Below are 18,987 nucleotides of genomic sequence, written 5' to 3' on the forward strand. Positions count from 1 at the left end.
ACGCCGGGGATGATCCCCGGCGGACTTGTTTCCGGCTGTCCGAGGCGTACACAATGGCGATTTCAGCGAAGTCCAGATCGAGACAGGTGCTCATCGGGGAGGCGGACGCCGACAGCAGCCTGAACGACAATATACCAGGCATGCACCCCGGCCACGAGCTTCCCGAACTGCGCAACGTACAGAGGCAGCCGGCCGGCGAGACGGTGATCCACTACACGCGATTTTCGCAGATCGCTTCCTTTCCCGACCATCCGGAAGCCGAACCGACCGCTCCCGCGCCCGCGCCGCCGATGGATGCGGCGGTCGAGAAGCAGGAAGACGAGCCGAAGGCGGTGCGACGGCGGGTGGCGCTGACGTGTGTTGGCTCGGTGATTTTCCACGCGGCGTTGGCCGCGGCGCTGCTCGCCATTATGCCCATGCCCTCGGACGAGACGCTGATGGAAGCAGGCGAAGCGATCAGCATCGTTATGCTCGGCAGTTCCGACGCCGAGCAGAGCGCAGCCGGCCAGACCGACGTCACGATACAGGAAGAGATCGTTCCAGAAGCTGTCGAGCCGGATGAGGTCAAACCAGTGGAGACAGCGGAGGTACAGGCCGCCCAGGCGACCGATGCGGAGCCTGTCGAGGCTGTTCAACCGACGCAGGAGATTACACGTCAGTCAGCGGAGACGATGACGGCCGCGGAGCCGGAAGTTCTTGTATCGGAAAAGCCTGCGGAAACTTCCGTCGCACAGCCGATGTCAACGGTGGTGCCCGAGCAGCCGGTAGAGACCCCGGTAATATCAGCTCAGCCGCCGATGGTGGCCGCTATGCCCTCCAAGCGGGAGGAGATCAAGCCGGTCGAGATGGCTGAGATTTCTGCTGAGCCGGAACCGGTAGAGATTGCGAAGCCGCAGCCGAAACCGAAGCTGGAAAAGCCCGCTGAAATAAAGCCGGTGGAAAGAAAACAGCCGGCGAAAAAGGCCCAAGGTTCGGAGGGGGATGCCAAACAGGAGGCGCGCAGAGGCGCTGCAGACGGGCAAGTAGACGCCAACTCCAGTGAGAATTCGCGCACTTCGGGTGGAAGGAATGGATCTGGCGGCGTGTCGGAAGCCAATTACAAAGGCAGGCTTGTGACGCGATTATTCCGCTGCGTCGACCGGATGGAGGCGCGGTATCGGACCGCTCATGCCAGCTTAACGGTCCGCATCACGATCAGTCCCAGCGGCGATATTACGGCATCGGGCATCGTCCGGGGGTCAAGCTTGCCTGAAGTGGATCGGGCCGCTCTTAGCAGGGTGGCTTCCTGCAATCTTCCGGCTATGCCGGACAATATGGTCGGATCCTCGCGCACTTATACCTTTCCGGTTGAGGTGACACCGCGATAATATGACAAAAATAATCAACTTTATACTTTACTCTAAAAATCAAGTTTAATAAGGTCCACCCGCACACGCAGGAATCGTGTGACGATCAACGAGCGAACGGGTGGCATATGGCTCGCAAGGGCAAGAAGGGTTCGAACCGGGAGGTCCGCGACAGCGCGGGCGAGGAGGCCAGCCAGGCATCCAACGGACGATCCAAACTGGATGGCCGCAGTTTCCTCTATGTCGGCGGGCGTGACTGCCAGGTGGCGCATCTGCGCCAGATCGCCAGCAATTTCGGCGCCGAGCTCATTCATCATGACGGCGGCCTGCGCGAAGCGGTTTCCCGCATCGATACTTTGCTTCCCTCTGTTGATTGCGTGTTCTGCCCGATCGACTGTATCAGCCACGATGCCTGCCTGCGCGTGAAGACCGGCTGCAAGAAGTTCAGCAAGGCCTTTATCCCGCTTCGCAACGGCAGCAAGTCCAGCCTGGAACGTGCGCTGCAGACGATGAACGAACGAGACAATTCCCGATGAACGACCAGCGTCCCGACGGTTTCACCATGATCGGTCTGCACAAGCTCGCCGCCCAAAATGGCGAGGGCCTTGTGCCCGAGCTCTTCGAAGTTTTCCGGCAGCATGCCGAACGCCAGCAGATCTATCAGAATGTGGCGCTGTTCCCGACCTGGGAAGCGCGCATGCCTGGGGAGGCGGCCACAAGGCCGCTTGGCGAAGCGACGGCAAACGGCAATAATGTTCTCGCCTTTCCCTCGCGTGCCGCAAGGGCCGGCAAGAGGAAGGCGTAAGGAGATCGCATGTATATCGCAATGAACCGCTTCAAGGTTGCGACCGGGAGCGAAGGTGATTTCGAGACGGTCTGGCGCAATCGCGACTCCAGCTTGGCTGAGGTGCCCGGTTTCGTCGAATTCCGCCTGCTGCGCGGCAAGCTCAACGAAGAGGAAGGCTATACGCTCTATTCCTCGCACACGCTGTGGAGCAGCGAAGCGGATTTTCAGAACTGGACGAAGTCCGAGAGTTTTCGCGCGGCGCACCGCAATGCCGGCGACCGCAAGGCGATGTACAAGGGACCGCCGGTTTTTGAGGGTTTTAACGTGATTGAGGGCATATGAACGAAGACCCCGACCGCATCGAGGTTCTGCCGGTCCTGCCGTCACTCGATATCAACGAGACGCTCTCCTTCTATCGCGATAAACTCGGCTTTGCCAATATCGTCTACGAGGCGCCGGATTATCTCATCCTGCGACGCGACGATATGGAGCTGCATTTCTGGCGTACCGAGGATGTTAGTCTCTGCGAGAAGACCTCCGTCTATCTCCGCGGCGGCGGCATCGGCGCGCTTCATGCGGAATATCGCGAAAAGGGCGTCGAGCGCCTGACCGAAATGGAAGTGCGGCCGTGGAACATGGAGGAATTCTACATCCACGATCCGCATGGAAATCTCCTCCGCTTCGGCCGCATACCGCAGCCGCGCGATTAGGTTCGGACGCGAAACAGGGCGCCTGCCGCAACGGCCAGCCAGCCGAGCATCATCGCCCAGCCGCCGGTCGGCGCGGCATAGGGGAAGAGGCCGGAACCGGCAAAACGCAGGGTGACGAGGTCGCCGGCAAAGAGCAGCGTCCCGATGATCATTAACAAACCGGCCAGCCAGGCGGTTCTGAGCCTGGCGGTCCCGAGCGCCAATGCCAAAAGGGCAGGGGCGTGGGCAAGACACATGGCGGAGGCGGATGCGGCAAGATTGGCCTCGCCGCCGCCATGGGCGGCAAGGGCGGCCAGCGCCACGCCGGCGACGCCGAACAGGCCGGCAAACAGATAAAGCGCCGGCTCCAGGCGCGCGTTCGGGCTCATGACTATTCCTTGTTCTGCAGGTGATGGGCGAGGCGTTCGACCGGCGCCCAGATGAGATCGCGCAGCGCCTGGCTCGATATCGTCTCGTCGAGCGCGCGGCGGAAGCAGAGCAGCCATTCGTCGCGCTCGACAGGTCCGATCTCGGCGACAAAGTGGCGGCTGCGCAGGCGCGGATGGCCGCGTCTGTCGGTATAGAGCGGTGGGCCGCCGAGATAGCCGCTCATATATTCGTAGAATTTCACCTCGCTGCCCTCAAGGCTTGCCGGATGCACCGCGCGCACGTTTTTTGCCTCCGGTAGCGTATCCATCAGCGCGTAGAAGCGGTGCGTCAGTGCCCGCACGGCAGGATCGCCGCCGATCGCTTCATAGAGTGTGGTGACCTTTTCCGTCACGAAGTCATCCCCGATGCCGTCCCATTCGCTTGGCCATTCCCCAAGCCATTCCCCAAGCCATCCCCCGATCCTTCATGCACCTGATGGAAAATGATCGCAACTGTCATCAAGCTGCCGCGGCATTTCGCGCATAAATGCCGGGATCGTAGGGAGTCCAGGCAATTCTCCTTGACAAAACCGTCCAGACGGTATCTTTTATCTGCATGTCGAACGCTCATCACCGCAAGAAACAGCCCGCTCTCGTGCGCCAGCAGTTGCTGGATGTCGCGGCGCGTCTTGCCGCCAGTGAAGGCATGGCGGCAGTGACGCTCGATGCAGTCTCTGCCGCCTCCAGCGTCAGCAAGGGCGGGCTGCTGCATCACTTCCCGACCAAGAATGCGCTGCTCGATGCCTTGTTCGAGAGCCTGCTTGAAAAGTTCGACGCCGATATCGACGAATTGATGCGCGGCGATCCGCTGCCGCAGGGCCGCTTCACCCGCGCCTATGTCAGTGCGGTGTCCGGTCTGAAAGATCGTCCCGATGATTCCAGGAACTGGACGCAGGTGACGATCGCGCTTCTTGCCGAACCCCGGTTGCGCCGTCGCTGGCGTCAGTGGGTCCAGGCGCGGGCGGAGGAATATGTCGGTACCGACTCCTCCCTCGATGCACAGATCGTGCGTTTCGCCGCCGATGGTCTGTGGTTCGCAGATACGCTGGAAAGCCACGATATTGACGGCGCCCTGAGGCGGAATCTGATCGGCCGCCTTGTGGAACTGACCGGGAAGTAATCCGAAAGGGAATTCGTCATGAGCCAGGCCGCCGTCTACGGGTTGCTTTTTGCAGCCATCGCGCTCGAAGTCATCGGCACGACCGCGCTGCAATTGTCGCAGCAGTTTACCCGCATCGGGCCGACGGCGCTCGTCGTCGCCTGTTATGCGGCCGCCTTCTATTGCCTGTCGCTGACGCTGAAGAGCATCCCTGTCGGCATCGCCTATGCGATTTGGAGCGCTTTGGGAATCGTTCTAATTTCCTCGGTCGGCTTGATATTCTTCAAGCAGCGGCTCGACCTGCCGGCCGTCGTCGGGCTCGGGCTGATCGTATCGGGCGTGCTCGTCGTCAACCTGTTCTCGAAATCCGTTTCGCATTGATATCGCTGCAATATTTCATAGAGCTTTTTCGCACCTCACTAGAGAGATTTTCCCCTTTGTCAAATTCCTGACAAAGGGCTATGTGTTGCTTGGACGCGGCGGAGACTGAGGCGCAGCCAGCGCCACTTTCCAAAGCGCTTTGAATTCTTTTGCTTCCCGCCTATCGATACTTCCAGGTTACACAGGAGCACATCATGGCCATTCGCACCGTCGTCTGGGGTGAAAACATCCACGAGAATACCAATGAGATCGTCCGGGGCATCTATCCCGAGGGCATGCACACGGCGATCGCCAATGCCTTGAACAGCGATCCCGCGATCTCCGCCACCACGGCGACGCTGCAGGAGCCGGAACACGGATTGAGCGAGGCCCGCCTGGCCGAAACCGATGTTTTGACCTGGTGGGGCCACAAGGACCACGGCGCAGTATCCGACGACGTCGTCGAGCGGGTCGCCAAGCGCGTCTGGGAGGGCATGGGCCTGCTGGTGCTGCATTCCGGCCATTTCTCGAAGATCTTCAAGCGGCTGATGGGCACGCCCTGCGCGCTGAAATGGCGCGAGGCGGGCGAGCGCGAGCGGCTGTGGACGATCAACCCGCGCCATCCGATCGCCGCCGGCATCGGCGAGCATTTCGAGCTCGAGAACGAGGAAATGTATGGCGAGCAGTTCTCGGTGCCGGAGCCGCTCGAAACGGTGTTCATCTCCTGGTTCCAGGGCGGCGAAGTGTTCCGCTCGGGCCTGACCTGGCGGCGCGGCGCCGGCAACATCTTCTATTTCCGTCCCGGCCACGAGACCTATCCGACCTATCACGACACCACCGTCCAGAAGGTGCTGATCAACGGCGTCAAGTGGGCCTATAACCCTGAGGGATCGTTGACTGGTATCACCGACGCTCCAAATGTGCCGGTAGAAAAGGCACTGGAGCCGATCGTCGAACGCGGCCCGAAACTGCACCAGGCCGGCGAAGCCGGTTACCGCTGAGGAGCATCCATGCGACTACTCGTTCTTGGCACGGGGGTGATGGCGAAAAACCAGCTCGCCCGCTTTCCGCTCATCGACGGCGTGACGGTGGTCGGCGCCGTCGACACCGATCCCGAGCGGCTTTCGGCCTTCGCCGACAAGTTCAACATCGAAAAGCGGTTTCTTTCGCTGGAGGAGGCGATCGCCTGGGGTGAATTCGATGCGGCGACGAACGTCACGCCCGACCGGATCCATCATCCGACGACGATGGCGCTGATTGCCGCGGGCAAGCATGTGTTCTGTGAAAAGCCGCTGGCGGAGAACTATGCAAAGGCGCTGGAGATGACGGAGGCGGCTGAAAAGGCGGGCGTCATCAATATGGTGAACCTGACCTACCGCAATGTCGCGCCATTGCAGCGCGCCCGCGAGATGGTGCTATCAGGCGAACTCGGCACGATCAGGCATGTGGAAGCCTCCTATCTCCAGAGCTGGCTGGTGTCGCGTGCCTGGGGCGATTGGCGCACGGAATCGACGTGGCTGTGGCGGCTTTCCACCGGCCACGGCTCGAACGGCGTGCTTGGCGACGTCGGCATCCATATCCTCGATTTCGCCGCCTATGGCGCGGCGACCGATATCGACCACGTCTTTGCGCGGCTGAAGACCTTCAACAAGGCGCCGGGCGGCCAGATCGGCGAATATCTGCTCGATGCCAATGACAGCTTCACCATGTCCGTCGATTTCGCCAATGGCGCGCTCGGCGTCATCCATGCCAGCCGCTGGGCGACAGGGCATCTGAACGAGCTGAAGCTGCGCATTTATGGCGAGAGGGGCAGCCTCGAGGTCATCCATCGTCCCGGCGGTTCGGAGCTGCATGGCTGCCTCGGTGAGTGTGTCGAAACCGCCACCTGGACGCAGATCGAGGTTGAACCGGTGGCGACCAATTATGAGCGTTTTGCCGAGGCCGTGGCAACCGGCGTCCAGCCGGACCCGAACTTCCGCCACGCCGCCAACCTGCAGAAGGTGCTCGATCTCGCCATGGTGACCGAGCGCGAGCGGCGCGAACTGAAGGTCTGATCTGCCTTGGGATGAGGTGTAACGGGGCAAGGAACGCCGCATGAAAAGCCTTATGACAAGCTGGCCGCTTTGGGCGCTTCTTTCCGCCGGCTTTGCAGCGCTCACGGCGATTTTTGCCAAGGTCGGGGTCGAGAACGTCAATTCCGATTTCGCGACCTTCATTCGCACAATCGTTATCCTGCTGGCAGCGGGCATGATGGTCTCTATCTCAGGAAATTGGCAGGAGCCGTCCTCGGTGTCGAGCCGGAGCTGGCTCTTCCTGGTGCTCTCCGGCCTTGCCACCGGCGCATCCTGGATTTGCTATTTCCGGGCGCTGAAGCTCGGCGATGCTGCCCGGGTCGCCCCGATCGACAAGCTATCCGTCGTCTTCGTGTCCGTCTTTGCGGTGCTGTTCCTGGGCGAACGCCTGACGCTTCCGAACTGGCTTGGCGTCATCATGATTGCGGCAGGTGCCGTGCTCGTCGCCTACCGGGCCTGAATCAACGACAAGCGTCATGCGTTTTCACAAAAGCAAAAAGGCCCCGCCGAAGCGGGGCCGAAAGTTGCCGAGCCGCAGCAGGCGGCTTCGGTTGGTTGATTATTCTATCACCTGCACCACGCGGTGGGTGCGGGGCTCGACAATCACATGTCGATTGTTGATGACCGTATAGGCATATTTCGGATTGTCCGGCACCGGCGTCACGACGACATCAGCCGGAAGCGGCTTGCCGACGACGATCGGTTGCTCAACCACTACGGAAGCGGTCGGAGCAGGCTGCTGCTGGACATAGGTGACGACCTCGCGCGGCGGCGGATCGACGACGGCGCCGGCAACACCGCCGGCTATGCCGCCAACGGCAGCACCTACGGGACCACCGACGATCGCGCCGGTGATGGCGCCGCCGGCAGCGCCGGTCACGGCTCCGTCAGCCAGAGCATTGGTGGCAAGCGACGACAGCGCAAGGGCGCTGGAGACAAGTAGAATCTTGTACATTTTGCTTCTCCTTTGCTGGGGTTGCGTTTGAGTAACGACCGCGCCAATCGGAGGTTCCGGTAGGAGAGAGTCACGCTTTGGAAGGCCGGTTCACATTCTGTGAGGCGGCTCAGCATGCGTGGGATGGGATTATTCCAGCCGCCGGCGGAAGAGCCAGGCGGCGGCGCTGAGGGTGACCGTGGCGATCAGCGCCAGCGGGATCGTCTGGTTTGCCACCTCGCTCAAGGGAATATCCTTGAGGAAAACGCCTTTGACGATCACCAGGAAATAACGCAGCGGATTGATCAGGGTGATCGGCTGCAGCCATGCCGGCATGTTCTCGATCGGCGTCGCGAAGCCCGACAGCAGCATGGCCGGGACCATGAACAGGAAAGCGCCGAGGATCGCCTGCTGCTGGGTCATCGACAGTGCCGAGATGAAGAGGCCGAGGCCGGCGACCGAGCCGAGGTAGAAGATGGCGCTGCCGTAAAGCAGGAAGAGCGAGCCGCGCAGCGGCACCTCGAACAGGAAGACGGCAGCGAGAATATAGACGGTGATGTGGAAGAGGCCGATCATCATCGGCGGGATCAGCTTGCCGATCAGGATCTCGTGCAGGCGCAGCGGCGAGACCATCAGCTGGTCGAAGGTGCCGAGCTCGCGCTCGCGGGCGATCGACAAGGCCGTGACGATCAGGCCGATCAGGAGCGCGATGCTGGCGATCAGGTTCGGCACCATGAACCATTGGTAGGTGAGGTTCGGGTTGAACCAGTTCCGGGGCACGGTCGAAACAAATTCGGTGCCGGCGCGCTTGCCGACCGGGGTCTCGGCGGCAAGGGCCGCGCCGATCTGCGAGAGGTAGCTCGCGACGATCTGCGAGGCGTTGGAGCGGCGGCCGTCGAGCACGACCTGCAGGTCTGCGGGGCTCCCGGCCTCAATGTTGCGCGAAAAATCCGGACCGATCTCGACGGCGGCGATCACGGTCTGGTTATCGATCGCTACCTGGATTTGCGCCTGGCTCGCGGCGAACGCGATGTTGCGAAAGGTCGTCGAACCATCGATACGCTCGATCAGTTCCTGGCTCCAATGACCGCTGTCTCGGTTGAGGACCATGACGTCGACATTGCGCACTTCAAGTGTGGCAGCATAGGAAAAAACGAGAAGCTGAACGATCGGCGGGCCGATCAGGATCGCGCGGCCCTTGGGATCGCGCAGCACGGCGAGCAATTCCTTGACGATGAGGGCGTAAAGCCTTGTCCATCCCATCTCAGCCGATCCTCTTTCGGGTGCTGCGTGCGGCGAGCACGAACATGATGCCGCCGATCGTCAGCATCACGAAAATGGCCTTCCCGAACATCGGCCAGATGTCGCCGGCCAGGAACACCGTCTGCAGGCTGGGGATCAGGTAACGCGCCGGCACGATGAAGGTGATCCACTGGATGACTTGAGGCATCGAGTTGATCTCGAACAGGAAGCCCGAGAGCAGGAAGGCCGGCAGGAAGGCTGATATCAGCGCCAGTTGCGAGGCGAGAAACTGGTTCTTCGTCGCTGTCGAGATTAGCAGGCCCTGGCCGAGCGCCGGGATCAGGAAAGCGGCCGACAAGGCGTAAAGGGCGGCGACGGAGCCACGAAACGGCACGCCGAAGAGAAAGACCGACAGCAGCACGCAGAGCGTCATCGAGGTGAGGCCGAGCAGGAAATAGGGCAGGATCTTGCCGGCGAGCAGTTCGACCGCCGTCACCGGCGTCGCCATCATCGCCTCCATCGTGCCGCGCTCCCATTCTCGGGCGACGACGAGCGAGGTAAGCAGCGTGCCGACAAGCGTCATGACGATAGCGATCGAGCCCGGCACGAGGAAATTGCGGCTGGTGAGTTCCGGGTTGAACCAGAAGCGCTGCTCGACCGCGATGGCGGGATTGCGCTTGGCGACATCCGCCTGTCTCTGTTGCTCCCAGTTGGCGACCGCGCCCTGCGCATAATTCTGCACGAAATTCGCCGTGTTCGGGTCGGAGCCGTCGACGATCACCTGGATCGAGGGACTGTTGCCGGCGCTATAGCGCGTGGTGAACTCGGCCGGGATAATGACGATGCCGCGGACCTTGCCGATCACGAGATCTTCCTCGAATAGGCGCCGGTCACGGCCGATCGCCACATCGAAATAGCGCGAGGCCTGGAAACTGGCCGACAGATCCTGCGTCAGCGGCGTCATCGCCTCGGTCACCAGGCCGATGCGGGTGCGGCTGGTATCGAGCGAGACGCCGTAACCGAAGAGAAAGAGCAGGATGAGCGGCAGCACGAAGGCAATGAGAATGCTGCTCGGATCGCGGATCGCCTGAAAGCTCTCCTTGCGCACGAGGGCAAACAAACGCCGTCGCCGGCCGGAAGACGCGCTCATGCGGCATCCTCCGCTTCCGATTGTTGTACTAGTGCGATGAAGGCGTCCTCCATTGTCGGGTCCGGCTGCTCCTTGGTCGCCACGCGGGCCTTCAACTCATCGGGGGAACCGAGCGCGATCGAGCGGCCGCGATAGATCAGCGAGATGCGGTCGCAATATTCCGCCTCATCCATGAAATGGGTGGTAACGAGCACGGTGACGCCCTTTTCGACCAGCGCGTTGATATGCGTCCAGAATTCGCGCCGGGTGATCGGATCGACGCCTGAGGTCGGTTCGTCCAGGAAGAGGGCGCGCGGCTCGTGCATGACGGCGCAGGCAAGCGCCAGGCGTTGTTTGAGGCCGAGCGGCAGGTCCTTGGCGGGTTCACGGGCGTGGCGTCCGAAATCGAAAATGCTCACCATCAGCTCGATGCGATCGCGCTTGCGCTGCCCGTGAAGGCCATAGACGCCGGCGAAGAATTCGAGGTTCTGCATGACTGTGAGATCGCCGTAGAGCGAAAATTTCTGCGCCATGTAGCCGAGCTGGTTGCGGGCTTCGGCCGCATCGCGGCGGAGATCGAAACCCGCGACGCGGCCTTCGCCTGCTGTCGGCTTCAACAGCCCGCAGAGCATCTTGAAGGTGGTGGACTTGCCGGCGCCGTTCGGGCCGAGCAGGCCGAAGATTTCGCCGCGGCTTATATCGAAGCTGATGTCGTCTGCGGCGGTGAAATCGCCGAAGCGCTTGGTCAGGCCCTTGGCCTCGATCACCGGCCGGTCGCCCTCGGCCTTCAGCGGCTCTTGCGCTTCGGCAAGCCTGGATCGACCGCCGGGGCCGCCGCCCAGCATGTCGACAAAAGCATCCTCGAAGCGGGGCGGGGCAGGGGCCAGCGATGCACCGTCGCCGGCCTTGCCGATATCGGGCTTTTTGTCCTTGCCGGCCACCAGACGGATCGCCTCGCCCTGGATGACGCCGTCGATGACACCATCGGCCTGCAGGAGTTCGGCGAGCACCTGCCGGCGCCGTCCGGCGACACCGGAGACCCGGAAGACGCGGTCGTTGACACGCTCGGTCATCTCCTGCGGTTTTCCCGAGAAAAGCAGTTTCCCCTGGTTCAGCAGCAGCACATGGTCGCAGGCTTCGGCCTCGTCCAGATAGGCGGTCGACCAGAGCACGCCAATGCCTTCCTTCGTCAGGTTTTCCACCATCTTCCAGAGGTCGCGGCGCGAGATCGGGTCGACGCCGACACCCGGCTCGTCGAGCAGCAGCAGACGCGGCTTTTTCAGCAGCGCGCAGGCAAGGCCGAGCTTCTGTTTCATGCCGCCGGAGAGTTTGCCGGCGAGCCGGCCGGTGAAGCGCTTGAGGTCGGTGAATGTCAGTAGCTCCTCGAAAGCGCCGGCGCGTTCGCTCTTCGGCAGGCCGCGCAGATCGGCATAGAGGTCGAGGTTCTCCTGCACCGAGAGGTCCTCATAGAGGCCGAAACGTTGCGGCATGTAGCCGATCGCCGCCTGGATGCCGGCGGCATTCTTCCTCGTGTCGAAGCCCAGAACCTCGACCGTTCCGGCGTCTGGCAGCATCAGGCCGGTCATCAGGCGGATGAGTGTCGTCTTGCCGGCGCCGTCAGGACCGACGAGGCCGGTGATGGCGCCGCCGCCGATCGCCCCGGAGACTGCGTCGAGGGCTGCGGCCGCGTCGCCGAAGCGCTTGGTGACGCCGTCGATCCGGACGAGCGGCTCGTCGCCCCGATGGGTTTGAGCGGCGGTCATCGTCCGTCTGCCGCAGGCGTCGAAAGCCGCACGGTGACCGGCATGCCCTGGCGCAGATCCGGGCCGGGTTTGTCGATGACGATCCTGAGGCGATAGACGAGGTCGGTCCTCAGCTCCGGCGTCTCCACCGATTTCGGGGTGAATTCGGCGACCGGCGAGATGAAGCCGATCGTGCCTTCATAGGGCTTGTCGGGTGCCGTATCGGAGGTGACGGAAACCTTCATGCCGGGGTGGATTCGCCCGAGATCGGGCTCGGCGACATAACTGCGCACCCAGACGGGCTCGGTCAGGGACAAGACGAAGACGGTATCGGCCGGCGAGACGATCGCGCCGTTCTCCCGCACACGCGAGAGGATGACGCCGTCGTTCGGGGCGCGCAATTCGGTATCGGCGAGCGAGGTGCGGGCCGAGGCGAGCGTCGCCTCCGCCGCCTTTACTTGCGCATCGGCTGCGGCGATATCCTCGACGCGAGAACCCTCCTGCAGCAGCTTCAGCGCCTCGTTGGCGGACTGGGAGCGGGCGGCGGCCATTGCCTTCGCGGCGGTCGCCTGGTCGAGGCTTGCCTCGGAAATCGTGCCCTGGGGGCGAAGCTGGCGGGCTCGGTCGTAGGCAAGGTTGGCATTTTCGAGATCGGCGAGGCTTTCATCATAAGCGGCGCGCGCTTGGGCGATCTCAGTCGGGCGCGGGCCTGCCTTCAGCTTGTCGAGCGTTGCCCGAAGGGCCGCGGCATTGGCCTCGCCGGAGCGGACGGCGAAGTCATAGGGCGCGGCGTCGAGCTTCGCCAAAACCGTTCCGCTCTTGACGACATCGCCCTCGTCGACGCGGAGTTCGGAGAGGCGTCCGCTGACCCGGAAGCCGAGCGAGACTTGGCGAATATCCACATTGCCGTACAGGACGAATTCGCGGCGAGCCTCGGGCAGCCAGCCGAGCTTTTCGGGCAGGCCGTACCACCAGGCAGCGCCTGCCGCAACGAGGAGAAGCAGGGCGAGGGGGAGGAGACGTTTCATGCTGCGCCTCCTTTGGTTGACGGGCCGAGCATGTCGACCAGTTCAGCTGTAAGGCCGCGCAGGATTTCCACCTGTTTCGGGCCGACTCCGTCCCATTCCATCTGGGCAAGCACGGCGGCATGGGTGACGCGAAAGACGAGGATGCCGCCAATAAGGGTGAAGGTGCGCAGGCGTACATGCTCCGAGGCGGGATCTTCACCCAGAATGGCGCCGATCAGCCGCCGGCCCATCTCGATCATCGGCCGCATGATGCCCTGATAAACACGGGTGAAGGCTTCGGTCGGCTCCATCTGCTCGCGGATCAGGAAGCGTGCCCAGGATTCGGATTCCTTGCCGACAAAAAGCGTCACCATCGTCTGCAGAATTTCTGTGAGGAAGAGACGGGCTTGGGTTTCGCCGAGTGTTTCGCCGGCGGCATCGAGCGCCATGAGATGCGTGCCGATACGCGCCCGCATGTCGCCGACATGTGTATCGATGCGGGCCATCAGATATTCGGCGGTGGCGATGTAAAGTCCTTCCTTGCTGCCGAAATAATAGGGGATCGCCTGCAGATTGACGCCCGCGGCTTCGGTCAGCTGGCGTGTCGAGGCGCCGTCAAAGCCGTAGCGCCCGAAGACGTCGAGGGCGGCGGCCAACATCTTCTGCCGCGCGGCCTCGGCGCGGGCGGATGCTGGCGGGGTTTGGCTGTCGTGTTCTTGGTTCATGATATTTTATAACGCAGGTCATCAAATAAGTCAATCGATTGATATATTTTTCGGGGAAAGGCTTTAGCTGTGGGCTTTTCACTCAGGCTCGTCGGCCAAAAAAGCATAGAGGCCCGTGGCGAACGGAACTTTGAGGGTTTCAGGGTGGGAAACCAAGCCTCGGGGTTGGCTGCTAACAGGTAGCCACCCATTGTCGCTGATTTTCGCGACACTAATATGTCTGCCCTCAAACGCAGGGGCGAAAACTCCGCCGATTTTTTCTATTTCCGCGGTCATTTTTTGACACAAAACTGCCTTGCTCTTTCCGTATCGGCGATGAGATGCGTATTCAAATTTATATTATTGCGCTGCTCTTGAGCGCCATCATGTGGTCGATCTCGTTCGATGCGGCGCGCGAATCCTATCACGCCGCGCAGAGTGCGGGATTGATGCCGAACCTGCATATCAACAAGAAGCTGGATCGCGTTCTTTAAGATTGCGATCAGCGTCCATCGGCACTCCGCCGATCTCGCCTTGGCGAGAGCCGTGGAAGCGTTTTCCGGTCTGGCCAGAGACGATCGGGAGAGAAAATCAAATTTCGTAAAATTTGACCGATCCGCTTAAAAGCCCTGCAAATACTGATGTGTAGAGTGGTCTCATGAAAGCGAGCGGAGCGTGGACAGACGCGTCGATCGTTTGGAGAGGGGCGAAGCAGCGCCCGCCAATCCGCAAACGGGGACTTCGACATGCACAAGATTCTTGCCGCCATCGCTTTGACTCTGACCATCACGGCCGCGGCCGGGCCGGCGCTTGCCATCGGCCCCGCCAGCCTTGGCCGCGACCTGATGTACACCTCCGCCATCGGCCATTCGTCCGAAATTCCGCTGACGACGCGCGCGGGTTTCGTGCGCCCGGGAATGCCGTTCGTTCTGCGCAGCCCCGCGACGGTCGAAGGTGAAAACTATCGGCTCAAAACCTATTCGCAGAGCCTGACCGTTGTCGTCGACTACGTGTTTTCGACGGCCGTAGACATCGTAGAGGCGGTGACGATTCTCCGCTGACATCCTGATGCATGTCGGCCGGAAGCGCGTAGCGGTTCCGGGATAACGACAGGCATAAGAACCACGAGCTAAAACGCGCTTGAACCACGTGTCACGCGACGGCTTGAGACCGGCCGCAGCTAGAGTATTTCCGTTCTTCTTCGAATCACGAAAATGCCCTATCTCTTTGTTTTCACGCAATTCCGGACGCAAAACCGTTACGCACTTTTGCTGGAATTGCTCTAGTTCGGCAAATGAGTTAGGCGTCGAGTTCGCCGCGCATGTCGAGATACCAGTCGACGAAGGCTTTGACGCCGACATCCAAAGTCGTATCCGGCTTGTAACCCGTCAGCGCCACCAGCAGATCCGGGGCTGCGAAGGTGCGCGGCACGTCACCCTTCTGCATCGCCAGCATCTTGCGGATGGCCGGACGGCCGAGCGCTTTTTCCACCGTCTCGACGAAATCCATCAGGCTGACCGGCTGGCCGCCGCCAATATTGACGACCCGAAAAGGCGCCTGGCGCGAGAGCGTTTCGACAGCCACGTTGTCCAGGCGGTTATCTTCGCCAGGGGCGATTGCCGACAGCCTGACGATCCCCTCAACGAGATCGTCAATATAGGTGAAGTCACGGCTCATATTGCCTTCGCCGTAGATCTCGATCGGCTGGCCTTCGAGCATGTTCTTGGTGAATTTGAACAGCGCCATGTCGGGCCGGCCCCATGGGCCGTAAACGGTGAAGAAGCGAAAGGCCGTGGTCGGAATCTTGTGCAGATGAGCATAACTATGCGCCATCAACTCCATCGACTTCTTCGTCGCGGCATAGATGGTCAGCGGCTCGTCGGCGCGGTCGGTCTCGTGAAAGGGCACGGTTGCATTGGCGCCGTAGATCGATGATGTCGAGGCCAGCATCAGGTGACGGATTTCGACGCGCCGGGCGATTTCCATGATGTTCCACGAGCCTTCGACGTTCGATCGAAGATAGGCCTCCGGATTTTCCAGGCTGTATCGCACGCCGGCCTGGGCGGCAAGATGGATCAGGATGTCGGGCTTGGCCGCCACAACAGCCGCTTCCAGCGCTGGCCGGTCCTCGAGCATTGCTATGACCGGCTTGAAGGCCGGAAACTGGGAGAGGGCCGCATGACGCATCTCCTTGAGCTTGACGTTGTAATAGGGAGTGAGGCCGTCGAAACCTGTGACCTCGTGCCCTTCCTGCAGCAGGCGCCTGGCCAGATGAAAACCGATAAAGCCGGCTGTGCCTGTAATGAAGTAGCGCATTCCCATCTTTCTCGACTCCTGCCGACGGCAAAGAGCCGACTCCGTATCACGTGACCCCACTTACAAGATAAGAAGAGGCCGAGTCGATAGGTCTTTGAAAGAGAAGGCGGCGGCCGTCATTGCCGCGGTCGTCGGCCTATCCCTTCACCGCCCGCCGGGTGGCCGAAGCCGTCTATATGGTTTGCGGGTCAGCCGCAGCCACCGGCTGTTATGCTGCATTGCGGCATGGCCGCCTGCATGTTATGGCCGGCGGGTCGTCTGCAAGCAGGTCGGAATCGATGAGAGAGATTGTTTATTGGATTCTCTGCGCGTTTCTGACCGTTGCCATCGCGATCGTGTCCTTGCGCTATGTCACGAACTTCTGGCTGCTGTCCTTTCTCTACAGCTTTCAGGTTCATTTCGGCGTCCTCTTTGCTGCCGCCAGCCTTGTCATCCTGGCTGTCAGGCGACAGATTTACGGCTTCGTCCTGCTGTTTGTCTCGCTTCTTCTCATCGCTCACGGCGTCATCATGCTGCGCGAGTTTTCGGGGGACGACAGAGGTACAGACAGGCTACCGCTTTTTCGTCTGATGTCGTTCAACATCGCAATCGACAACTGGACGAACTCGACTGCCATCACAAACATGGTGATCGCGTCGAATGCCGATGTCGTCAATTTGCTCGAAGCCAAGCCGCTGACCTTCCATCTGCAGCAATTGTTCAAGGCCTATCCCTATCATATCGGCTGCGACACCGGGAAGGATACGTGCGATACGCTGGTGCTGTCCAAACGCCCGTTCGTCAGCCGGCAGGTCGCAAGCATGGGCAGTCTGCGAAAAAACAGGCTGGTCATATCCAGCGTCGACTTCGGCGGCGAAACCATCAATCTGGTCTCGGCGCATCTGAGCAAGCCATACTTCGACGATTTCCAGATGGCTGAACTGGAAGATCTCGCCAAAGCGCTTGGTTCGATCGACGGCCCTGTAGTGCTGTCAGGGGATTTCAACTCATCGTCGATCGCCCCGAGCATCCAGGCTTTCCTGCGTAAACAGGGATTGAAGACGATTGCGCCTGAACCGGCGACATGGCCGATAGCTGCCGGCTCATTGGGGATCGCCATCGATCACGTATTTGCGCGCCCCCCGCTTCATCTGATATCGCTCAGACGTCTCGATGACAATCTTGGCTCGAACCATTCCGGTCTAATCGCCGAATTCGTTCTCGACAGGAACGGTGAGACTTCACCGGCAAAATAAGCCTGCCGGTCAAAGTCAAAATCTCGTCCTGCCGCCCTTCTTGTCGATCATCTGAAATTTCTCGCCGTCGGTCTTTATGTTGACGCAGTCGGTCGACTTGTTGGGAAACCGGACGCACACTTGGCCATTGGTTATTTTATAGCCATTGGCGTTGCCCTGGCGATATTCGTAACCGTTGCTGCTTTCTTTCAGTTCCGACGTGCCCGGCAGGTGCTCGCGGATTTCAGCCTCGCTTGCGGTTCGCATCTTTCCGGTTTCGGCAAACGCCATTCCCGGGGCCATGATTGAAAGAAATCCGGCGAGGGCGGGCAAGATGCGCATCAGTGGATATCTCCGGTCATGTCTTCGGTACGTGCATTCTACGAGAGTTCCGATAGCGAACTCAACAGCGATCGCACCGGAAAGGTGACGCACCGTCTAGGCCTCGCCGCTGGTTCGGTTAGGATCTTACGTTCTTCCGAACTCATCGACAATGCGGATGATGTCGTCCTCGCCGAGATAGGAGCCCGTCTGCACCTCGATCAGTTCAAGGAGAATCTTGCCGGGGTTGGCGAGACGATGGACTTCGCCGAGCGGGATATAGACGCTCTCGTTCTCGCGCAGCATCCGCACGCTCTCTCCGACCGTCACCTCGGCCGTTCCCTTGACGACGACCCAGTGTTCGGAGCGATGGTGGTGTTTTTGCAGCGAAAGCTTCTTGCCGGGCGTGACGAAGATGCGCTTCACCTGAAAACGGTCGCCGTTGAAGATGGACGTATAGCCGCCCCAGGGGCGGTAGGATGTCGGGTGGGTTTCAGCGAATTTGGCGGTGGCGGAAGAAGAGGCCAGCATCTTGACCAACTGCCCGACATTCTGGCTGTCTTTAAGCGGTCCCACGTAGACCGCGTCTTCGCTGGCGATGACGGCCACATCCTCCATACCCTGGACGGCAAGATGCACGCCATGCGTCATGACGAGGGAGTTACGGGTGTTGACGACGGTCGTGTTTGCAGCGGCGACGTTACCATTGTCGTCGCGTGCGCCTGATTTCCAGACCGCATCCCAGCTTCCCATGTCCGACCATTTGAACGGCGATGGGACGACCGCGGCTTTCGAGGTCTTTTCCATGATCGCGTAATCGATGGAGATATCGGGGCTCTTGGCGAAATGATCGGCGTCGAGGCGGGTGAAGTCGAGGTCGCGGCTGGCCTTCGAAACGGCCTTGCTTGCCGCCTTCAGCACGTCGGGCGCATATTCCTGCAGTTCGGCAAGGAGTTCGGTCACCGGAAACATGAAGATGCCGGAATTCCAGTAAAAGCCGCCGTCGGCGAGCATGCGCTCGGCGTCTTTCAAGGCCGGTTTCTCCACGAAGCGGCTGACCTTGTGGGCGCCGTTCTTGAGTGCATCGCCGATCTCGATATATCCGTAACCGGTTGCCGGCTCGGTGGGGTTGATGCCGAAGGTGACCAGCTTGCCATCGGCCGCAGCATCGCGGGCGATGCGGATGCAATCGAAATAGCTCTTGTCGGCGAGGATCTCGTGATCCGAGGCGAGCATCTGGATGATGGCGTTCTTGCCGAAGAGTTCGGCGGCAAGTGTGGCGGCGGCGGCCACCGCTGCGGCGGTGTTGCGGGCGACCGGCTCGAGCAGCACCGCGGCAAGCGGGACGCCCAGCGCGCGGGCCTGTTCGGCGACTAGGAAGCGGAATTCCTCATTAGTGACGACGATCGGGGCTTCATAGAGCTCCGGGTTGGAAACGCGTGCGAGGGTTTCCTGAAACAGCGTCTTGTCGCCAACGAACTGGATGAACTGTTTTGGTGCGGTGGCACGGGAAAGCGGCCAGAGCCGAGTGCCTTTGCCGCCGGCCATGATCACGGGAACGATTTTCTGCGTCATAGGCGGGTTCCTTGAAGAAAGC

Annotated in this window: 24 protein-coding genes; 13 read left to right on the forward strand and 11 right to left on the reverse strand. The window is 61.0% G+C overall.

Annotated features, from left to right (window positions below; all coding sequences use genetic code 11):
• Window positions 1-53 precede the first annotated feature (53 nt).
• The 5 genes from FFM81_RS04780 (at window position 54) to FFM81_RS04800 (ending at window position 2,843) form a co-directional block, all read left to right on the forward strand.
• Window positions 54-1,367, forward strand: coding sequence for a TonB family protein (locus FFM81_RS04780; protein ID WP_138384916.1), 1,314 nt, complete (start codon window positions 54-56; stop codon window positions 1,365-1,367).
• Window positions 1,368-1,474: 107 nt separating this feature from the next.
• The gene (locus FFM81_RS04785; protein WP_003565905.1) at window positions 1,475-1,882 is read left to right on the forward strand and encodes a DUF2325 domain-containing protein; all 408 of its coding nucleotides are present in this window, start codon (window positions 1,475-1,477) and stop codon (window positions 1,880-1,882) included.
• On the forward strand, window positions 1,879-2,151 hold the full coding sequence (locus FFM81_RS04790) for a hypothetical protein (protein ID WP_003565904.1): 273 nt from the start codon (window positions 1,879-1,881) through the stop codon (window positions 2,149-2,151). Before FFM81_RS04785 ends, FFM81_RS04790 begins: the two co-directional genes overlap by 4 nt.
• Before the next feature lie 9 nt (window positions 2,152-2,160).
• Window positions 2,161-2,475, forward strand: coding sequence for a heme-degrading protein HmuQ (gene hmuQ, locus FFM81_RS04795; protein WP_003565902.1), 315 nt, complete (start codon window positions 2,161-2,163; stop codon window positions 2,473-2,475).
• Window positions 2,472-2,843, forward strand: coding sequence for a bleomycin resistance protein (locus FFM81_RS04800; RefSeq protein ID WP_138384917.1), 372 nt, complete (start codon window positions 2,472-2,474; stop codon window positions 2,841-2,843). Before hmuQ ends, FFM81_RS04800 begins: the two co-directional genes overlap by 4 nt.
• Here FFM81_RS04800 and FFM81_RS04805 read toward each other — a convergent pair.
• Complete coding sequence (locus tag FFM81_RS04805) at window positions 2,840-3,211, reverse strand: DUF423 domain-containing protein (RefSeq protein WP_003565898.1); 372 nt, start codon at window positions 3,209-3,211, stop codon at window positions 2,840-2,842. The two genes, FFM81_RS04800 and FFM81_RS04805, sit on opposite strands and share 4 nt — an antisense overlap.
• Before the next feature lie 2 nt (window positions 3,212-3,213).
• Window positions 3,214-3,603, reverse strand: coding sequence for a group II truncated hemoglobin (locus tag FFM81_RS04810; protein ID WP_003565896.1), 390 nt, complete (start codon window positions 3,601-3,603; stop codon window positions 3,214-3,216).
• A gap of 203 nt (window positions 3,604-3,806) precedes the next feature.
• Between FFM81_RS04810 and FFM81_RS04815 the strand changes: the two genes are divergently transcribed.
• The 5 genes from FFM81_RS04815 (at window position 3,807) to FFM81_RS04835 (ending at window position 7,241) form a co-directional block, all read left to right on the forward strand.
• Window positions 3,807-4,370, forward strand: a complete 564-nt coding sequence (locus FFM81_RS04815; protein WP_003565894.1) for a TetR/AcrR family transcriptional regulator — start codon at window positions 3,807-3,809, stop codon at window positions 4,368-4,370.
• An 18-nt stretch (window positions 4,371-4,388) separates the two neighbouring features.
• Window positions 4,389-4,730: an SMR family transporter gene (locus FFM81_RS04820; protein WP_003565892.1), complete on the forward strand. Its 342-nt coding sequence runs from the start codon at window positions 4,389-4,391 to the stop codon at window positions 4,728-4,730.
• 194 nt (window positions 4,731-4,924) lie between these two features.
• Complete coding sequence (locus tag FFM81_RS04825) at window positions 4,925-5,710, forward strand: ThuA domain-containing protein (RefSeq protein ID WP_003565890.1); 786 nt, start codon at window positions 4,925-4,927, stop codon at window positions 5,708-5,710.
• Between the two features lie 9 nt (window positions 5,711-5,719).
• On the forward strand, window positions 5,720-6,763 hold the full coding sequence (locus FFM81_RS04830) for a Gfo/Idh/MocA family protein (RefSeq protein ID WP_003565888.1): 1,044 nt from the start codon (window positions 5,720-5,722) through the stop codon (window positions 6,761-6,763).
• A 40-nt stretch (window positions 6,764-6,803) separates the two neighbouring features.
• Window positions 6,804-7,241, forward strand: a complete 438-nt coding sequence (locus FFM81_RS04835; protein WP_003565886.1) for an EamA family transporter — start codon at window positions 6,804-6,806, stop codon at window positions 7,239-7,241.
• A gap of 99 nt (window positions 7,242-7,340) precedes the next feature.
• Here FFM81_RS04835 and FFM81_RS04840 read toward each other — a convergent pair whose 3' ends face one another.
• From FFM81_RS04840 to FFM81_RS04865, 6 genes are all read right to left on the reverse strand, one after another.
• The gene (locus FFM81_RS04840; protein ID WP_003565884.1) at window positions 7,341-7,736 is read right to left on the reverse strand and encodes a DUF1236 domain-containing protein; all 396 of its coding nucleotides are present in this window, start codon (window positions 7,734-7,736) and stop codon (window positions 7,341-7,343) included.
• A 129-nt stretch (window positions 7,737-7,865) separates the two neighbouring features.
• Window positions 7,866-8,978, reverse strand: a complete 1,113-nt coding sequence (locus FFM81_RS04845) for an ABC transporter permease (RefSeq protein ID WP_003565882.1) — start codon at window positions 8,976-8,978, stop codon at window positions 7,866-7,868.
• Window position 8,979: 1 nt separating this feature from the next.
• Window positions 8,980-10,107 carry an ABC transporter permease gene (locus FFM81_RS04850; protein WP_003565880.1) on the reverse strand — a complete coding sequence of 376 codons (1,128 nt, stop codon included), beginning with the start codon at window positions 10,105-10,107 and terminating at the stop codon, window positions 8,980-8,982.
• On the reverse strand, window positions 10,104-11,849 hold the full coding sequence (locus tag FFM81_RS04855) for an ATP-binding cassette domain-containing protein (protein WP_003565878.1): 1,746 nt from the start codon (window positions 11,847-11,849) through the stop codon (window positions 10,104-10,106). Before FFM81_RS04855 ends, FFM81_RS04850 begins: the two co-directional genes overlap by 4 nt.
• On the reverse strand, window positions 11,846-12,856 hold the full coding sequence (gene hlyD / locus FFM81_RS04860; RefSeq protein WP_003565877.1) for a secretion protein HlyD: 1,011 nt from the start codon (window positions 12,854-12,856) through the stop codon (window positions 11,846-11,848). Before hlyD ends, FFM81_RS04855 begins: the two co-directional genes overlap by 4 nt.
• A complete protein-coding gene (locus FFM81_RS04865; protein ID WP_003565874.1) occupies window positions 12,853-13,560 on the reverse strand; it encodes a CerR family C-terminal domain-containing protein in 708 nt (235 codons plus the stop codon). The genes hlyD and FFM81_RS04865 overlap by 4 nt, the downstream gene beginning before the upstream one ends.
• Before the next feature lie 320 nt (window positions 13,561-13,880).
• On the opposite strand from FFM81_RS04865, the gene FFM81_RS04870 reads away from it, so the two are divergent.
• Entirely contained in the window at window positions 13,881-14,033 is a 153-nt protein-coding gene (locus tag FFM81_RS04870; protein ID WP_003581757.1) for a hypothetical protein, read from the forward strand.
• 252 nt (window positions 14,034-14,285) lie between these two features.
• The gene (locus tag FFM81_RS04875) at window positions 14,286-14,600 is read left to right on the forward strand and encodes a hypothetical protein (RefSeq protein WP_003565870.1); all 315 of its coding nucleotides are present in this window, start codon (window positions 14,286-14,288) and stop codon (window positions 14,598-14,600) included.
• A gap of 238 nt (window positions 14,601-14,838) precedes the next feature.
• On the opposite strand, the gene FFM81_RS04880 is transcribed toward FFM81_RS04875, so the two are convergent.
• Complete coding sequence (locus tag FFM81_RS04880; RefSeq protein WP_025416861.1) at window positions 14,839-15,855, reverse strand: NAD-dependent epimerase; 1,017 nt, start codon at window positions 15,853-15,855, stop codon at window positions 14,839-14,841.
• Between the two features lie 278 nt (window positions 15,856-16,133).
• On the opposite strand from FFM81_RS04880, the gene FFM81_RS04885 reads away from it, so the two are divergent.
• Window positions 16,134-17,090: an endonuclease/exonuclease/phosphatase family protein gene (locus FFM81_RS04885; RefSeq protein WP_003565868.1), complete on the forward strand. Its 957-nt coding sequence runs from the start codon at window positions 16,134-16,136 to the stop codon at window positions 17,088-17,090.
• A gap of 15 nt (window positions 17,091-17,105) precedes the next feature.
• Here FFM81_RS04885 and FFM81_RS04890 read toward each other — a convergent pair whose 3' ends face one another.
• Window positions 17,106-17,411 (reverse strand): hypothetical protein, encoded by a 306-nt coding sequence (locus FFM81_RS04890; RefSeq protein WP_003565867.1) that lies wholly within the window; start codon window positions 17,409-17,411, stop codon window positions 17,106-17,108.
• Between the two features lie 126 nt (window positions 17,412-17,537).
• Complete coding sequence (locus FFM81_RS04895; RefSeq protein ID WP_025417616.1) at window positions 17,538-18,965, reverse strand: mannose-1-phosphate guanylyltransferase/mannose-6-phosphate isomerase; 1,428 nt, start codon at window positions 18,963-18,965, stop codon at window positions 17,538-17,540.
• Window positions 18,966-18,987 lie beyond the last annotated feature (22 nt).

The sequence above is a fragment of the Rhizobium hidalgonense genome, from assembly GCF_005862185.2.
Classification (GTDB): Bacteria; Pseudomonadota; Alphaproteobacteria; order Rhizobiales; family Rhizobiaceae; genus Rhizobium; species Rhizobium hidalgonense.

Excerpts from the sequence above, each read along its gene's own strand:
- FFM81_RS04780 (WP_138384916.1), top strand. The coding sequence starts at position 54 with ATGGCGATTTCAGCGAAGTCCAGATCGAGACAGGTGCTCATCGGGGAG.
- FFM81_RS04785 (WP_003565905.1), top strand. The coding sequence starts at position 1,475 with ATGGCTCGCAAGGGCAAGAAGGGTTCGAACCGGGAGGTCCGCGACAGC.
- FFM81_RS04790 (WP_003565904.1), top strand. The coding sequence starts at position 1,879 with ATGAACGACCAGCGTCCCGACGGTTTCACCATGATCGGTCTGCACAAG.
- hmuQ (WP_003565902.1), top strand. The coding sequence starts at position 2,161 with ATGTATATCGCAATGAACCGCTTCAAGGTTGCGACCGGGAGCGAAGGT.
- FFM81_RS04800 (WP_138384917.1), top strand. The coding sequence starts at position 2,472 with ATGAACGAAGACCCCGACCGCATCGAGGTTCTGCCGGTCCTGCCGTCA.
- FFM81_RS04805 (WP_003565898.1), bottom strand. The coding sequence starts at position 3,211 with ATGAGCCCGAACGCGCGCCTGGAGCCGGCGCTTTATCTGTTTGCCGGC.
- FFM81_RS04815 (WP_003565894.1), top strand. The coding sequence starts at position 3,807 with ATGTCGAACGCTCATCACCGCAAGAAACAGCCCGCTCTCGTGCGCCAG.
- FFM81_RS04820 (WP_003565892.1), top strand. The coding sequence starts at position 4,389 with ATGAGCCAGGCCGCCGTCTACGGGTTGCTTTTTGCAGCCATCGCGCTC.
- FFM81_RS04825 (WP_003565890.1), top strand. The coding sequence starts at position 4,925 with ATGGCCATTCGCACCGTCGTCTGGGGTGAAAACATCCACGAGAATACC.
- FFM81_RS04830 (WP_003565888.1), top strand. The coding sequence starts at position 5,720 with ATGCGACTACTCGTTCTTGGCACGGGGGTGATGGCGAAAAACCAGCTC.
- FFM81_RS04835 (WP_003565886.1), top strand. The coding sequence starts at position 6,804 with ATGAAAAGCCTTATGACAAGCTGGCCGCTTTGGGCGCTTCTTTCCGCC.
- FFM81_RS04840 (WP_003565884.1), bottom strand. The coding sequence starts at position 7,736 with ATGTACAAGATTCTACTTGTCTCCAGCGCCCTTGCGCTGTCGTCGCTT.
- FFM81_RS04845 (WP_003565882.1), bottom strand. The coding sequence starts at position 8,978 with ATGGGATGGACAAGGCTTTACGCCCTCATCGTCAAGGAATTGCTCGCC.
- FFM81_RS04850 (WP_003565880.1), bottom strand. The coding sequence starts at position 10,107 with ATGAGCGCGTCTTCCGGCCGGCGACGGCGTTTGTTTGCCCTCGTGCGC.
- FFM81_RS04855 (WP_003565878.1), bottom strand. The coding sequence starts at position 11,849 with ATGACCGCCGCTCAAACCCATCGGGGCGACGAGCCGCTCGTCCGGATC.
- hlyD (WP_003565877.1), bottom strand. The coding sequence starts at position 12,856 with ATGAAACGTCTCCTCCCCCTCGCCCTGCTTCTCCTCGTTGCGGCAGGC.
- FFM81_RS04865 (WP_003565874.1), bottom strand. The coding sequence starts at position 13,560 with ATGAACCAAGAACACGACAGCCAAACCCCGCCAGCATCCGCCCGCGCC.
- FFM81_RS04870 (WP_003581757.1), top strand. The coding sequence starts at position 13,881 with ATGCGTATTCAAATTTATATTATTGCGCTGCTCTTGAGCGCCATCATG.
- FFM81_RS04875 (WP_003565870.1), top strand. The coding sequence starts at position 14,286 with ATGCACAAGATTCTTGCCGCCATCGCTTTGACTCTGACCATCACGGCC.
- FFM81_RS04880 (WP_025416861.1), bottom strand. The coding sequence starts at position 15,855 with ATGCGCTACTTCATTACAGGCACAGCCGGCTTTATCGGTTTTCATCTG.
- FFM81_RS04885 (WP_003565868.1), top strand. The coding sequence starts at position 16,134 with ATGAGAGAGATTGTTTATTGGATTCTCTGCGCGTTTCTGACCGTTGCC.
- FFM81_RS04890 (WP_003565867.1), bottom strand. The coding sequence starts at position 17,411 with ATGCGCATCTTGCCCGCCCTCGCCGGATTTCTTTCAATCATGGCCCCG.
- FFM81_RS04895 (WP_025417616.1), bottom strand. The coding sequence starts at position 18,965 with ATGACGCAGAAAATCGTTCCCGTGATCATGGCCGGCGGCAAAGGCACT.